Source organism: Mucilaginibacter sp., assembly GCF_028288185.1.
In the GTDB taxonomy this organism is placed as follows: Bacteria; Bacteroidota; Bacteroidia; order Sphingobacteriales; family Sphingobacteriaceae; genus Mucilaginibacter.
The window spans coordinates 116148-132862 of sequence record NZ_JAQBOF010000031.1; the positions used below are offsets into that span (position 1 = coordinate 116148).

At 39.4% G+C, this 16715-nt stretch carries 12 protein-coding genes; 2 read left to right on the plus strand and 10 right to left on the minus strand.

The annotated features are described in order from the left end of the window. Positions 1-74 precede the first annotated feature (74 nt). The 4 genes from JWQ34_RS14320 to tig all read right to left on the minus strand — a co-directional run bounded on the left by JWQ34_RS14320 (position 75) and on the right by tig (position 4708). Positions 75-926 (minus strand): AMP nucleosidase, encoded by an 852-nt coding sequence (locus JWQ34_RS14320; RefSeq protein WP_299358185.1) that lies wholly within the window; start codon positions 924-926, stop codon positions 75-77. Between the two features lie 90 nt (positions 927-1016). Continuing rightward, the gene (gene clpX / locus JWQ34_RS14325) at positions 1017-2255 is read right to left on the minus strand and encodes an ATP-dependent Clp protease ATP-binding subunit ClpX (protein ID WP_299358187.1); all 1239 of its coding nucleotides are present in this window, start codon (positions 2253-2255) and stop codon (positions 1017-1019) included. Between the two features lie 147 nt (positions 2256-2402). Further along, a complete protein-coding gene (locus JWQ34_RS14330) occupies positions 2403-3125 on the minus strand; it encodes an ATP-dependent Clp protease proteolytic subunit (protein ID WP_299358189.1) in 723 nt (240 codons plus the stop codon). Between the two features lie 233 nt (positions 3126-3358). Continuing rightward, positions 3359-4708, minus strand: coding sequence for a trigger factor (gene tig / locus JWQ34_RS14335; protein WP_299358191.1), 1350 nt, complete (start codon positions 4706-4708; stop codon positions 3359-3361). 435 nt (positions 4709-5143) lie between these two features. On the opposite strand from tig, the gene JWQ34_RS14340 reads away from it, so the two are divergent. After that, a complete protein-coding gene (locus tag JWQ34_RS14340) occupies positions 5144-6217 on the plus strand; it encodes a PKD domain-containing protein (RefSeq protein WP_299358193.1) in 1074 nt (357 codons plus the stop codon). Positions 6218-6284: 67 nt separating this feature from the next. Here the strand turns inward: JWQ34_RS14340 and JWQ34_RS14345 are convergent, their stop codons facing one another. The 4 genes from JWQ34_RS14345 to JWQ34_RS14360 form a co-directional block, all read right to left on the minus strand. Then, a complete protein-coding gene (locus JWQ34_RS14345; RefSeq protein ID WP_299358195.1) occupies positions 6285-7259 on the minus strand; it encodes a cytochrome C in 975 nt (324 codons plus the stop codon). Between the two features lie 59 nt (positions 7260-7318). After that, complete coding sequence (locus JWQ34_RS14350) at positions 7319-8047, minus strand: head GIN domain-containing protein (RefSeq protein ID WP_299358197.1); 729 nt, start codon at positions 8045-8047, stop codon at positions 7319-7321. Between the two features lie 149 nt (positions 8048-8196). Then, a complete protein-coding gene (locus tag JWQ34_RS14355) occupies positions 8197-8805 on the minus strand; it encodes a DUF2807 domain-containing protein (RefSeq protein ID WP_299358199.1) in 609 nt (202 codons plus the stop codon). A gap of 219 nt (positions 8806-9024) precedes the next feature. Beyond that, a complete protein-coding gene (locus JWQ34_RS14360) occupies positions 9025-10917 on the minus strand; it encodes an ATP-dependent DNA helicase RecQ (RefSeq protein ID WP_299358201.1) in 1893 nt (630 codons plus the stop codon). A gap of 74 nt (positions 10918-10991) precedes the next feature. Here JWQ34_RS14360 and JWQ34_RS14365 point away from each other — a divergent pair, with 74 nt between their 5' ends. Continuing rightward, positions 10992-14228 carry an amidohydrolase family protein gene (locus JWQ34_RS14365; protein ID WP_299358203.1) on the plus strand — a complete coding sequence of 1079 codons (3237 nt, stop codon included), beginning with the start codon at positions 10992-10994 and terminating at the stop codon, positions 14226-14228. A 107-nt stretch (positions 14229-14335) separates the two neighbouring features. Here JWQ34_RS14365 and JWQ34_RS14370 read toward each other — a convergent pair whose 3' ends face one another. After that, a complete protein-coding gene (locus tag JWQ34_RS14370) occupies positions 14336-15103 on the minus strand; it encodes a hypothetical protein (protein ID WP_299358205.1) in 768 nt (255 codons plus the stop codon). Positions 15104-15421: 318 nt separating this feature from the next. Continuing rightward, complete coding sequence (locus JWQ34_RS14375) at positions 15422-16711, minus strand: citrate synthase (RefSeq protein WP_299358207.1); 1290 nt, start codon at positions 16709-16711, stop codon at positions 15422-15424. Positions 16712-16715: the final 4 nt, after the last annotated feature.

Consider the following 16715-nt stretch of genomic DNA (forward strand, 5'->3'; position numbering starts at 1 on the left):
AAGTTTATTTGATTAAGCGAGTTCCGCCAACCAATCAACTTAATCAACTTAATCAACTATTCAACTTAATCAACTTAAAACCGCAAGTGTTTAACCGTCAGGCCACCGTTAATTAATTGTTTTAATGATTCAATACCAATTTTTAAATGTGTTTCTACAAACCGGGAGCTAACTTTCGAATCACTTTCGCTGGTTTTAACTCCCTCTGGGATCATTGGTTGGTCTGACACTAGTAACAATGCGCCCGTAGGTATTTTGTTAGCAAAACCGCAGGTAAATATGGTTGCCGTTTCCATATCAACGGCCATGGCGCGCAGCTCTTTCAAATAGCTTTTAAACTTTTTATCATGCTCCCAAACACGGCGGTTTGTGGTGTAGCAGGTACCTGTCCAGTAATCCAAAGAGAAATCGCGGATGGTGGTCGATATCGCTTTCTGCAAAGCAAATGACGGCAATGCTGGTACTTCGGCTGGTAAATAATCGTTTGATGTACCTTCCCCTCTTATGGCCGCTATCGGCAATATCAGATCGCCTACGTTGTTTTTGCGTTTTAAGCCACCACATTTACCTAAAAATATAACGGCTTTTGGGTGTATTGCTGTAAGCAGGTCCATTACCGTAGCGGCAACCGAACTACCCATACCAAAATTAATAATTGTAATGCCGTTGGCAGTTACACTTTGCATAGGCTTATCAATGCCCATTATTGGGGCATTATCGTTCCACTCAGAAAATAGCTGAATGTATTTTGAGAAATTGGTCAGGATTATATAATCGCCAAACTCATCTAACGGCCTGCCGGTATAACGTGGCAGCCAGTTAGCCACAATGGCCTCTTTTGTTTTTAGGCCGGCTTTTACGGGGCTTGACACCTCTTTTACTTTTGGGGTCTCCCCATCCTTTTTTATATTTAATTCTTCATTCATAACCTTTTTATTTTATACAGCAAACCCCGGCGTTACACCAGGGTTGCAGTTTAATTTATACAAAAATAGCTTTAAGCTATATAGTTGTTGTTAAGCCACTTTTAACTTTTTAAGGTCTGATTTTTCAAATTTCTCATGGGCATAATCTAACGTAACGTTTAATTTCTTGATATCTTTTTTAGATGGGAATTCAAACATCGCGTCTATCATTATAGCCTCACATATAGAACGTAAACCACGTGCGCCTAATTTAAATTCCATTGCTTTATCAACAATAAATTCAAGCACATCATCTTCAAAATCTAATTTTACGCCTTCGTATTCAAACAGTTTTTTGTATTGCTTTAACAACGAGTTTTTAGGCTCTGTTAATATATTGTGTAATGCTTCCCTATCTAATGGATTTAAGTAAGTAAGCACCGGCAAACGGCCTATTAACTCTGGTATTAAGCCAAATGATTTCAGATCCTGGGGGGTAATGTATTTGTAAAGGTTTTTCATATCAACCTCGCCATCATTACCTTTTAGTTTATAACCAACAGTTTGCGTACGTAAGCGGTTAGCAATTTTCTTTTCAATCCCGTCAAAAGCACCGCCGCATATAAACAATATATTACTGGTATTAACCGTGATCATTTTTTGATCGGGATGTTTACGGCCGCCTTGTGGTGGTACGTTTACCATAGTGCCTTCCAGTATCTTTAACAAAGCCTGTTGTACACCTTCGCCGCTTACATCACGTGTGATAGAAGCATTATCGCTTTTACGCGCGATCTTATCAACCTCATCAATATATACGATACCTTTTTCGGCAGTAGCTACGTCATAATCTGCAGATTGCAGTAAGCGGGTTAATATGCTTTCCACATCCTCGCCTACATAACCGGCCTCTGTTAATACAGTAGCATCGCAAATACAAAACGGAACGTTTAATACTTTAGCCAGCGTTTTAGCCAGTAAGGTTTTACCTGTACCAGTTTCGCCAACCATAATAATGTTTGATTTTTCAATCTCCACCTCATCCTTATCAATACGCTGGTTTAAGCGTTTGTAGTGGTTATAAGTAGCAACGGCTAGTATTTTTTTAGCATCATCCTGGCCAATAACATATTGATCAAGGTGGCTTTTTATTTCGGCTGGTTTTAATATCGCGGGAGCATTTGGCGAGGCTTTTACCTTACGCACTTTTAACTCTTCGGCCAATATCTCGTTAGCCTGGTTAACGCATTTATCACAAGTATGTGCATCCAGCCCCGCTATAAGCATCAGTGAGTCTTGCTTGCCTGCTCCGCAAAACGAACACCTTATCTCTTTACTATTTTTATTCATTGTGATATTACTTGTTAAACAAATTTACTCAATTGGTATGATATATACAAAGTCCAGAAGTTAGACAGTCAGCAAGCCCGAAAGATATAGTCCAATTACGAACTTTACTGTCTTTTGGACTTACCGACTAATATTCTAACTATCAAATTACTTCTTTGTTTTATTACCTCTTAATATTTCGTCAATCATACCAAATTCTTTGGCTTCTTCGGCTATCATCCAGTAGTCACGGTCTGATGCAGAATAAACTTTGTCATATGTTGCACCGCTATGATCAGCAATGATCTGGTATAATTCTTTTTTCAGTTTAGTAATCTCATGGTAAGATATCTCGATATCAGATTGCTGGCCTTGAGCACCGCCTGATGGCTGGTGGATCATCACCCTTGAGTGTGGTAATGCAGCACGTTTACCTTCGGCACCGGCGCAAAGCAATACCGCGCCCATTGATGCAGCCATACCGGTACAAATCGTAGCTACATCATTTGATATTAATTGCATGGTATCATAAATACCTAAGCCGGCGTAAACAGATCCACCCGGAGAGTTAATGTAAAGCTGGATATCACGTTTTGCATCGGCCGATTGTAGAAATAATAACTGCGCCTGGATAACATTAGCGTTCTGATCATATATAGGATCGCCTAGGAAAATAATACGGTCCATCATTAAACGCGAGAACACGTCTAATTGCGAGATGTTTAACTGGCGTTCCTCAATAATATAAGGCGTATAGCCCATTGGCGCTATACCGGTTGGCAGGTTTGCCCTGTCAACTCCGGCCATAAATTTATCTACGTGCAGGCCGCCAATTCTATGATGTTTAACAGCGTATTTTCTAAATTCGTTTCTATCTGGTATACTGTTCATATGTTTGTGTTTTTAATCTTTGTAATACGAGCGATTGCCCGCGATAAATATAGTTTTTAGTTGAATATAATTTTCAATATAAAGTTTGTGAAAAGTAAAAATAAACAGCCCCGCTAAATCTCCCCCGGTAGGGGAGACTTTTAAGCCCTACCTACCGGGGAGGGTTTGGGAGGGGCTAAAAAAAAAGCACCCATATTAAGTGGATGCTTTTTAAAATATATTTAAGGGTTTCCTTATTTTACTAACTCTTTAAAGTCATTATAAAAAATATCCTTTTTGTCTAAAGTAATTACGCTCTTAATATAATCTAATGTTTTAAGGGCTTTTACTTCGTCAAATACTTTATTAGCATTCTCTTTATTTTGAAGGTATTGTACAGCATATTGTGATAATTGCTCTTCAGCAATTGGCTGCGGACTGTACATTCTGAATTGCTGATCTAAACTTTGTTTTGCTGCCGCGAAAACTTCTTCGTATTTAATCTCGATGTTGTTTTCTTTAATGATCTTGTTCTCAATTAGTGTCCATTTAAGGTTTTGAGCAAAATCTTTATAGCCGCCTTCTAATTCTTCTTCAGTCAATTTCTCGTTAGTAACTTTTAACCAGCGTTTCAAGAAATCATCAGGTAAATTAAACTGAACTTTTTCTATGCTATAGTTATAGATATCGTTCTGTAATTTACGCTCTGCATCTTGCTGCATCATGCTTTCTAACTCTTCGGTTATTTTAGCTTTGAAGCCTGCTTCGTCGGTTACTGTACCTTCTCCAAATAATTTATCAAAGAACTCCTGGTTCAAGTCGCTTTCTTCTAAACGATTTACATTTTTAACAGTTAAACGGAAGTTTGATTTCAAATCAGCCGCTTCGCTTTCTTCAATGCCTAATATCGCGGCAATTTTTGCAGCATCGTTATTGTAAGCTTTCTGTATATCCAGTACTACTTCATCATCCTTTTTTACACCGATAAGCGATTTTTTAATTTTTGCGTCAGCTATCTGTTCTAAACGTACTGATGTTGTATTGGTTATTCCATCCTCAAAAACAGAACCATCTGGCGAAAGCTGCGTTAATTGCGCATATAACACATCATCCTCTGCCGATACGTCAGGATTTGTCATTTTGCCATAGCTTCTGCGGATATTTTTAACACGCTCGGCTAAAGTGGTTTCATCAATTTTTATCACATATTGTGTCAATTTATCTTTTGATGAAAAATCTATATTAAACTCGGGCGCTAAACCAATTTCGTAATTAAACTCAAAAGCGTCAGCAAAATCCCAGTTATATTCTTGTTTGTCGTCAACCTTAGGTAGCGGCTGGCCTAATACTTCTAATTTTTGCTCGGCTATATAATTGTTTAAAGTATCTGATAAAAGGTTGTTTACTTCATCAACCAAAATACTTTTACCATACATTTTCTTTATATGTGACGGCGGTACCATTCCCGGGCGAAAACCCGGCATTTTTGCTTTTTTAGCGTGGTCTTTTATCGCCTTATCAACACGGCCCTGGTAATCTGCCGGGTCAATATTAATTTTTACAACTGCATTCAGGTTATCAATTTTTTCCTGTGTAATATTCATCTTTAATGGGTATTTTAATTATTAGTGTCCGCGTTTACAGCTTAGTTATAATTGGGCTATAAATTTAGAGGCGCAAAAATACTAATTTATTTTTAATTAGCCCACCTCGCTATAATCGGCAACAAAATCAAAACTTAAACAGACAGAAGTACTATCATTTTAATTACAAAAAACTGACTAATAAGTCTTTTTTTTGTAATTATCCTGTTATAAAAGCAAATTATATATTGAAGGTGCAAACTTTTAGTTAACAATATCGTAATATTGATGCGTACTTCTTAACAGCCCCCCGTTATCGGTAAGGTACACAATCAAAATCAATCTCCTAATTATTTAAATCAGCACCAAACGGCAGGATATTAACCTTCATGAATGTTATCCTATTCTTAAATTTTAACAATCTAATTACCTATAAAACTTAAAACACACTTACTTATGAAACGATTATTAAAACCATTGGGACTGATTTTTTGCCTGGGAGCTATAGTTTCCTGCTCAAAACAAAATGTACCTGTAGCTACCGAAACTGTACCTATAAACCCGCTATCAGATTACACAATTACGCCCGACCCGGCTGACGGATTTACATTTAAGTTTAATAGCTTAGCTAAAGATTTTACAAAAGTAGAATGGCGCTTTGGAGACGATACGTTAGTGACCAGCTTAAGCCCAACCCATACCTATTTAACTACCGGAACGTTTTTAGTAGATCTAAAGACATTTTCAAAAACGGGAGATTATTCGCATAAATACGTTGCCGTAAATATAGTTCCGGATAGTGTATTAAAAGTAACTGCCGTAAAAACGGAAGTTTTATACCAGCTCCAGTTTAATGCAAGTATAAAGGGTAATATTAAATCTGTTTTATGGACCTTTAACGCGGTTGACCCGGTTACAAGCGCTGTAACAACTACTACAAGTACTCAACTATCTCCGCTCCAATCTTTTGCGTTCGGCAGTTTTAACAACTTTTCGGTAACAGTTACTACAGATAAGGGCAGCGTTGCAACTATCAGCAAGAATGTTACTACTGATGGAATAGCTACAGATATTACGCAATCTTACGTAGCTTTCAATTCAACTAACGAAAACACAGATCAAGGCCCTAACGAAGGTTCGCTCAAGTTGGTTGATGGTAATATTGCAACCAAATTTGGTTTCTATAAACCTTTCCCGGTTCCTGAAACTGCTACGCTTCAATTTGCAGCGCCGGTAACGGTGAAGCTTTATGCAATAGTAAATGGAAATGATTCAGGCAGTTCACGTGATCCAAACGAATGGTATATAGAGGGCTCGAACGATAACAATACATGGGACGTTCTTGACCATCAATTACTTACCATTGGTTTCGCTGATTACCTGGTATCCATTGGCCAAAGCGCTACCCAGTATAATAGGTTCTTTTATTATCCAATAGCTAATCCGAAACCTTACCAATATTATAGGTGGAGAATTGTAAGCACGTTTGCCGGTGCCTTCCAGATAGATGAGTTTAAGTTGTATAAATAATAGACTTTAATTTAACCTGTGTTCGGTGACATGCCGAACACAGGTTAATTAAATGCCTCCGACTATATTAATTACTGGCAAATTTAACCACGCTATTTTTAACCGGTTTTAAGGTTCTAAGATAGGTATAAATAGCACCCAGTTCATTTTCGCTCATGCCGCCATAGCCCCACCATGGCATAACGGTTTGAAAACCACCCGGCTTAACCGATACTGCGTTTTTACGATCGCTAAATGATTTAAATTTTGCAATAAACATTTCTTTTGTCCAACCGCCTATACCGGTGGCCATATCCGGAGTTATATTTGCTGATTTTACGGTACCTCCGTTTATTTTAAATGGCCTGCCGCCTGCAAATTCAAGCCCCGGCAATAGTGTACCCTTATCGTCCTGCGAGTGACATTCCATACAAGCACTTGACTGCACCATGTAAGCGCCAAATTTTAAGGTGTCTTTAACATCAGGCTTGGTTCCTAATTCAGCCTTTTTTGGCATGGTATGCACAATTATATTCAGCGGGAAATCAAGCTTTGATTGTGGATAATCGGCTTTTATAGGTTTAAGCGAACGTATATAAGCAATAACGTCATAAATATCTTCGCGGTCAAGTTTCGAATAATACGGCCATGGCATCAGCGGGAATATAGCGTTTCCATTTTTTCTTTGCCCGGTTACGATTGCTCTAAACAATTCGCCGTCTGTCCAATTAACCAATTTGTATGGTGTAATATTGGGCACATAAACTTCGCCCGGGAAACCTGCTCCTGCCTGGTCAAATAACTCGCCACCACCACCAAGCGTAGTGGTATCAATAGGTCCGCCCAATTTAGTCCAATCGCGTTTTGAGTGGCAATCAACACATGCCAAGACATTATATGCTAGGTATTTACCATGCGAAATTCGTTGCGGAGTTATATCTACTTTAATATTTTCGGGGTCGCCTACATTAGGTAAGGCAAAGGTTACATAGGCTGCACCGCCAATTATTATTACAACTATAGCTATTGCCAGGTAAGCAACAATTTTAATTACTTTTTTCATAATGTGTGATAAGATTTAATTGCGGGAAAAGCCTAAATAAACATCCCCCTATTTTTAATTTAATTAACTTTTGTTATTGATGAAGCACCCGATTTTTCATTTTTAATACTGGTTGGGTTGCCTTTATATTTTATAACCGATGCGCCGCTACTGTTTACCGTTAAATCATGCAATACATTAATTTCGCATTCGCTGGCACCTTGGGTTGTAATGCTGTAGTTGCCTACAACAAAATCAAACGCATGTACTTTGCCTCCGCCATTTAGGTCGATAGTATGCGAGGTTGCCTGGCCCTTTAAAGCAATTTCTGTTGCACCATTAGCTTCGGTATTAACGTTAGCCGCATCCAAATCAATGTTTACTTTGGTTGCGCCTGCCAGGTCAAGGTGAATATCTTTAGCAACTATTTTCCCGGTTGATGTAATATTAATAGCACCCAATGCTTTGATATCATTAAGGTTATGCACGCCGATAGTGACGGTCAGATCACCACTACTGCTGCAAATGTTTTTTCCATCGGTTGATATGCGTAGTTTATCACCATCTATTTCAGTTTTAATAATCTTCAATAAATTATCATCAGCAGCAACTGATACGGTTAATGAGCTGTCTTGCTTTAAAACAACATCAAACGCTCCTGATATATCCAGCTTTTTAAAGTCGGTTACTTTTCTATTCTCAGTAATCCAATGGCCCGAGCCACGCTCGCATCTCATCCTGCACGATGACAATGCTAATAATGAAATACCGGCAATTACAGTTAATATGGTTAAGTAAGATTTTTTCATGGCGTTTTTTTTGTTTAGATGAGCGCTAATTACTTTAGGTATTGCTTATTAGACTACTAATTGTTAATTGAAGTTACAAAAAAAACCGGGAGTAAATTAGCTCCCGGTTTAAATAATATATAGTGAACTTTTGCAAAAGTGTGCTTAGGTTACAAGCTTGCCATTTTTTCTTGGGCTAAACAGGCAGCTGCTTTGGTAGTATTTTTTACGGTGCTATTAACTACCGTAAGGTTTGTTTTATTTATGGCTGATGATTGGCTATAAGTTGAGCTATAGTCATATACATTACCTGATAGGTTAGCAATTGCATGATTATTTACTGTAAAATTAGCAGCAAAGACATTTAATTTTAATTGTGCTGACGCATTGTTGTTTAACGTTACACTTAAATCAATTGCAGAAAGTGTTCCGTATGATTTAATTGACGCGTTATCACTAGCAGTTATAGTACGTAAATCAGATACGGTAACCAATACTACCAATTTATCGGCAGTGTATGATGATATACGCAATACGCCGTCTTTGTCTTGTACCAAAGCATTTTGCTCATAGTATTTATCGTAAACTTTTACTTCGTCTTTATCACCATTGATGATGTAAACTTCAACATTTCCTGATGCTTCAATTTTGCTGATGTTGTTTGTTGCTACCAATATCGCAGTGTTATTATTGTTGCCATCTTTTGTGGCTGCTTTTGTTATTGTTGCGCTTAATATAATGGTTAACAATGTGATTAGAGTTACAATTCTAGTTTTCATGATCTTATTTATTTGTTGTGATTTTCTTTTTTTATTATTTTAAATACATCCATAAGACGGCACGAAATAAGAAAGGTTACATGAAGATAGTGTAAAAACGACACAATGCCTGTTTTCCTCGGTAAACGCCCTGTATGTGTCGGTGAAAACGGAATAAATATTAGAATACGATGCCACTAAAACGTGTCGAAGAGAGAGTTCTGTAGTCTAAGTGATTCTTTACAAGTAGTATTTCTCGCCGTTAAACTTTATCTTACCGGCATCAAGCAGCAGGCGTATGGTATCCAGCCGTTCTTTTTCAATGCCGTTTTTAATAGATGTTATTAATGAGCTGATATCTAAAGGCGCAACGCTTAGCAATTGGGCCACTTCGTTGGTGATATCGTCAAATACATCCGTTGCATTTCGCTTGCGCTTCTCGTCAAGGCATACATCGCAGATACCACATTTATCAGAGTTGGGCTCATCAAAGTAGGATAGTAATAACTGGCTGCGACATTTTTTATGAGTACAGTAAGCAAATACGGCTTCTATTTTTTTAAGATAGGTGGCTTTGCGCTGTTCTATATATTGTTTATTAATATATAAGTTATTGGGATGCTGGCGCGATTTTAAATAAGTAACCTGCGGCTGATCGTTTTGAGGCAAATAGCTTAATATACCATACTCCTGCAATTGTTTTAAACCTTCTATTACCTGCTGCACGCTCATGTTACCGCGCCGTGCCACATCAAACTCCTTTAAACTTACATAGTTTTCAAATGCGCCTCCGTATGATCGCAGCAGGGTTTTAACAAAGGTATCCCAACCGGCATTTTGTATCTGGAAATTATACAACTGTTCATTAAACACCTCGAACCTAAAGCGCGATAGTAAAAACACACTTTCAGTAAACGACAGGTATTCATCATGCTCTAAAAATTTCAGGGCATTTAATGTTTTTATAACATCCAGCTTGTATTTGGCGCAAAAATCACCCAAGTCCAGGTCGAAACTTATCCCCGCCCCAGCGCCATAAGCTACCGAGTAATAATTAGATAGGTAATGATATACCAGCTTTATCTCATCAACAGTGGGGAAACTTAACTCAAATATTTTTTCCTGCCTGGCTCTGTCAGCATTATTATATAATAATATAGCATAGGCTTTCTTTTCATCGCGTCCTGCCCTGCCGGCCTCCTGGTAATAAGCTTCCAGGCTTTCGGGCAGGTCTTTATGTATCACAAAACGCACATCGGGTTTATCAATCCCCATCCCAAAGGCATTAGTGGCTACTATAATGCGGGTTTTATTATTTTTCCAGCTCTCCTGTTTTTTAGACCGTTCATCAGGCGTTAATCCCGCATGGTAGTAATCGGCCTTAATACCGTTATCATTATAAAACTTAGCTATCTCGCCACATTCGCGGCGGCTGCGCACGTAGACAATGCCGCTGCCTTTTACGCCTGTGGCAATGTCCAGCATCTTCCTGAACTTATTTTCTTCGTGCTGTACTACATAGCTTATGCTTTTGCGCTCAAAGCTTTGCTGAAAGACTATGCCTTTTCTAAACTGCAGTTGTGTCTGTATGTCTACTCTAACTTCGGCAGTAGCGGTAGCTGTAAGTGCAAGTACCGGCACATCGGGGTGTAATTCGCGCAGGTCGGCAATATGCAGGTAGGCCGGCCTGAAATCATATCCCCATTGCGATATACAATGCGCCTCATCAACCGCAAAAAGATTTACCTTCATGTACTTAATGCGCTCGCGCACCAGGTCAGACAGTAAACGCTCCGGCGATAGGTATAGAAACTTAACCTGGCCGTAAACGCAATTATCCAGTGCTAAATCAATTTCGCGCTTGCCCATACCGGCTACAATGGCAGTAGCTTCAATGCCCTTAGTTTTTAAATTCTCTACCTGATCCTTCATCAGGGCTATAAGCGGTGATACCACAACACATATCCCGTCCCTGGCCATGGCAGGCACCTGGAAACATACCGACTTGCCCCCACCGGTAGGCAGCAGGGCCAAAGTATCATGCCCCAACAATACAGATTGGATAATATCTTCCTGCATAGGACGGAAGGTATCGTGGTTCCAATAAGTTTTTAAAATTTCCTGTATTGTCATTGTTTTGTGGCAATTCCAAAACTATTAATAATGCGCAATAGTTTTAACTTAGCGTTTTATAAAATATTAACTGAATGAAGCTCCTTAAGATAACATTTATATTATTAGCTATAGCTTGTAATGTACAAGCCCAAAAATGGAACGTTGAAGCGCCTCCCGGCCTGGCTAAAAAAGTTACCATTACTACCACCGAAGGTACTTGGATGAACCTTGATGTAAGCCCCGATGGTAAAACTATTGTATTTGATTTATTGGGCGATATTTATACTATCCCTGCTACCGGTGGCAAGGCTGTTTTATTAGCAGGTGGTAAAGCCTACGAAGTACAACCCCGTTATAGCCCTGATGGTAAATACATATCTTACACCAGCGATAAAGAAGGTGGCGACAATATATGGATAATGAATGCCGATGGCAGCAATAAACACTCTATAACTAAAGAAAGCTTTAGGTTATTAAATAATGCTTCATGGACACCCGATGGGCAATATCTGGTAGCACGTAAACATTTTACCGGTTCACGCTCATTAGGTGCCGGCGAGATGTGGATGTACCATAAAACCGGTGGCGATGGTATACAACTAACCAAACGCAAAAACGACCAGCAGGATGCCGGTGAACCAGCCGTATCGTCTGATGGTAAGTTTGTTTACTGGAGTGAGGATATGACCCCCGGCCCATCTTTTCAATACAGTAAGGACCCTAACGCGGGTATTTATGCTATAAGACGCTTAAACCGCGAAACCGGCAGTATTGAAACTGTTACCGGCGATGCAGGTGGCGCATGTCGCCCACAACTATCGCCTGATGGTAAATTAATGGCTTTTGTAAAACGTGTCAGGTTAAAATCAGTATTATACCTGCATAAATTAGACACCGGCGAAGAATGGCCTCTGTATGACGATTTATCGCACGACCAACAAGAAACATGGGCAATTTTTGGCGTATACCCCAACTTTGCCTGGACACCCGATAGCAAGAACATTATATTTTATGCTAAAGGGAAAATCCTGAACATGGATATAAACACCCTTAGCCCGATACAAATACCGTTTGAGGTTACTTCGCAACAAACTATTACTGACGCGTTGCATTTCCCGCAAAAAGTTTTCCAAGACGAGTTTACTGCTAAAATGATCAGACAGTTAACTACATCGCCTGACGGCAAACGCGTAGCATTTAACGCTGCCGGCTTTATTTATGTAAAAGACCTACCGGCAGGCGAGCCTATGCGGATTGATACTATAGGCGATTTTGAATACGACCCGCAATTTAGCCCGGATGGTAAAACCTTAGTATATGTTGGCTGGAGTGATGCTTTAAAAGGAGCTATTAATACTGTTGACCTGACCACCCATATTGTAACCAGGTTAACCAGCGAAAAAGGATTTTACTACACTCCAAAATTCTCAAACCGGGGTGATAAAATAATTTATCGCAAAGGTGAAGGTAATGAAGTACTTGGATTTGCTTATGGCACCAACCCGGGCATTTATACTATCCCCTTAACACCGGGTGCAACGCCGCAAATGATCATTAATAATGGTATTATGCCGCGCTTTTCAAGTGATGATAGTAAGATATATTATCAAAGCAACGAAGGCGGCAAAAAAGCCTATAAAGTGATGGACGTAAGTGGCGCTAATCAAAAAACATTATATACATCAACCTACGCTACGCAATTTGAGCCAAGCCCTGATGGTAAATGGATGGCTTTTACCGAATTATTTAACTGTTACATTACTCCCATGGTTAGTACCGGGAGCCCGTTGGACCTATCGGCAAGTAATAAATCACTGCCGCTAAGTAAGCTAACCCGTGATGCCGGTACTTATATACATTGGAGCAAGGATAGCAAAAAACTAATGTGGACCTTAGGACCAAAGTATTTTACACGGGATATACATAACGCTTTCCCTTTTATAGATGGCGGCGCGGATAAAACTCCACCTGTTGATACAGTGGGAGTAGATATTGGCCTAAAATTAAAAACTGATGTGCCTGATGGTAAAATTGCTTTCACCAATGTACGTATCATCACCATGAAAGATGATGAGGTTATTGAGAAAGGTACAATAGTTATTGACCATAACCGCATAGTGGACATTGGCAAATCTGCCGATGTACAGGTACCTGATGACGCTAAGGTCTATGACGTTGCCGGTAAAACTATTATGCCTGGTATAGTAGATGTACACGCGCATTTACACCCCAGCCCTGATGGTATTTCGCCGCAGCAGGATTGGAGCTATTTTGCCAATCTTTCTTATGGTGTAACTACCTCGCATGATCCATCAAGCAATACCGAAATGGTATTTAGCCAGTCTGAAATGTTAAAGGCGGGCCGTATGGTTGGGCCGCGGGTTTATTCAACCGGCTCCGTATTATATGGTGCCGATGGCGATTTTAAAGTAGTAATAAATAGTTTGGATGATGCCCTTTCGCATTTACGCCGTTTAAAAGCTGTAGGTGCATTTTCAGTTAAAAGCTATAACCAGCCACGCCGCGAGCAGCGCCAGCAAATTATAGAAGCCGCACGCCAGTTGCAAATGGAAGTAGTACCAGAAGGTGGTTCTACTTTCTTCACTAACATGAACATGATCCTTGACGGGCAAACCGGCATTGAACATGCTATACCTGTATGGCCTGTCTATAAAGATGTTAGGGCTTTGTGGAACGATAGCAAAACCGCCTACACCCCTACCCTTATAGTTAGTTACGGCACCCAGTTTGGCGAGAACTTTTGGTATGCTCGCACTGAGGTGTGGAAGGACGAGCATTTACTAAATTTCACCCCGAGATCAATTATTGATGCCCGATCGCGCCGTGTAACTACATCTGAATATGGCGAATATGGCCATATTGAAATATCAAAATATGTTAAGGCGATATCTGATGGCGGTACGAAAATAAACCTGGGCGCACACGGACAATTACAGGGCCTTGGCGCACATTGGGAAATGTGGATGCTGGCTCAAGGCGGCATGACACCTTTACAGGTAATACGTTGTGCTACTATTAACGGTGCATCCTACCTAGGTATGGATAAAGAAATAGGATCCCTGGAAAAAGGCAAATTGGCCGACTTGATCGTACTTAATCAAAACCCATTAGACGATATTCGCAATAGTAATAATATTAAATATGTAATGATTAATGGACGCTTGTATGACTCGGACAGTATGAACGAAATTGGTAATCACGAAAAAGTGCGTATGCGTTTTTGGTGGCAGCAAAACCGCGGCGAAAGTGTTACACTACCTGTTGGAAATACAGAAACGTATTTGTTTAGCAGTGAGAATGGAGATTAATCTGAGTTCGAAATTGGGATTTTAAAATTCTAATTTAGAAGAAAACACAACGCCCGGCATCTTTCGATAACCGGGCGTTGTTTGTTTAATCTTTCTATTACAATTCACTATTTTCTTTCTCTTTTGTCATGATGCTCAAAGCCGCCCCAACGGCCGCAGCCATTAATATTAGCTTTAATGAAATTATAAATATTGGTATTCGCGGTACTGCTTATTACAATAGTACCATTTGTACGGGTAGCATTGTCTAATGCAGACGCTGCAAAACCGGTAACTAGTTTGCTCACATCTAATTTAGCAATGGCCGCTATATCTGTCGAGCCATCAACAGTTATATTTTCGGCCGCTATTTTAATGGTAGCATCATCATTAAAATCAAACTCAATTGGTGTTACCGTACCGGTTGTTGATGTATAATTACCTTTTAAGGTAAGTGGTAAAGTAGCGGTAGCGCTTTTGGTAAATAACACACGCAACTCAATCTCGCGATAAATGCCGGTATCAATTGCGGCACTTATGGTAGCCGGTGTTGCAGCAAACAGATTAATACTGGTAAGATTTCTTGAAGTTATTTCAATGTCCAGGCCTTTCTTTTTTGCTTCCAGTTTAAAGCCGCTTACGTTGGCTATGCCCGATGTCCAGGTAATACTTGCGTTTCCCGAGGCATTGGTAGCAAGACCATTAGTAGTAAGCCCGTCAGGATTACCAGAAACAGAGACAGGACTAACCGAGCCATTTGCACTTAACGCAAACGCCATTTGCGTATTCGTTGAAGTTGATAGTGATGCATTATCATTTTTTTTGCAGGCGCTTAGTATAGATACTATACCCAATACATACAGGCCAATAATTAAGTGATTTAATCTAATTCTCATAATTGTAGTGGTTTTGTTAAATGTAATTACTTTGTTACAATCAATACGTAACAAAAAACGTGCAAGTTGCCTTAGTTATTATTATTATTTTAACTAAAAATTAATTAACAACTGAATATCAACTATTTGGAGATAAATTATTTACTAAAAATATAATAAAGGTGTTCTATTTTTGTGAGCGGAACGAGTAGAATAGCAGATTTATTTACAACTTTTAAGAGCGGCAACAATTGACAATTAAATAAGACCCGTACTTTTAAAACAAAAAAGCCCACTAATTAGCAGGCTTTTCCTTTATATCTTTAAATCCTAAGAATCCTAGTCTCTTTTCTCAATCTTTACATATTCCCTGTCCACTTCGCCATTATAAATTTGGCGCGGACGGCCTATTGGTTCCTTATGCTCTTTCATTTCTTTCCATTGCGCTATCCAGCCCGGTAAACGGCCCAGTGCAAACAGTACGGTAAACATATCGGTAGGGAAACCTAACGCACGGTAGATAATGCCTGAGTAAAAATCAACGTTTGGATATAATTTACGCTCAACAAAGTATGGGTCTTTTAAAGCTACTTCTTCCAGGCGTTTGGCAATTTCTAATACCTCATCGTCAATACCTAGTTTCTCTAATATATCATCGCAGGCCTTTTTAATGATTTTGGCACGCGGGTCGAAGTTTTTATAAACACGGTGGCCAAAGCCCATCAGACGGAAAGGATCGTTTTTATCTTTGGCTTTGTTTATCCATTTGTCAGTATCGCCGCCATCCTCTTTAATTTTCTCCAGCATCTCTATAACCGCCTGGTTAGCGCCGCCATGAAGCGGCCCCCATAAAGCAGACACACCTGCTGACACAGAAGCATAAATATTAGACTCGGACGAACCTACAATACGCACCGTTGAGGTAGAGCAGTTTTGCTCATGGTCTGCATGCAGTATTAATAAGGTATTCATGGCGCTAACAACAACCGGGTCAATTTCAACTTCTTCGGTTAGCTGGCCAAAAGTCATGTTAAGGAAATTGGTTACATAATCGTATTTATTTAACGGATACATAACCGGGTGGCCTAATGATTTTTTGTATATCCATGAAACTATGGTAGCCATTTTACTAAGCATTTTAATAATGCTTTGGTTAAGCTCTTCTTTAGTTTGATTTGGTTTTAATGATTCCGGGTAAAATGCAGATAATGAACATACCAGTGACGACAATTGGCCCATTGGATGTGATTTTGATGGGAAGCCGTCAAAAAATTTCTTCATATCCTCATGCACCAGCGTGTGACGACTAATTTCGTACTGGAAATCTTTTATTTGTTGGGTTGTTGGCAATTCGCCGTAGATCAGCAAATAAGCAACTTCAATAAAACTCGATTTTTCGGCAAGTTGCTCAATAGGGTAACCACGATATTTTAGAATACCCAGCTCACCATCTAAAAAAGTAATACTACTTTGTGTTGCTCCGGTGTTTTTATAACCAACATCAAGGGTTACATACCCGCTTTGATCTCTTAATTTAGAAATATCAATAGCTTTCTCCCCTTCCGTACCCTCTATTATTGGAAGATCATATGTTTTATCGCCTATTTTTAGTTGTGCTGAGCCTGACATAGAA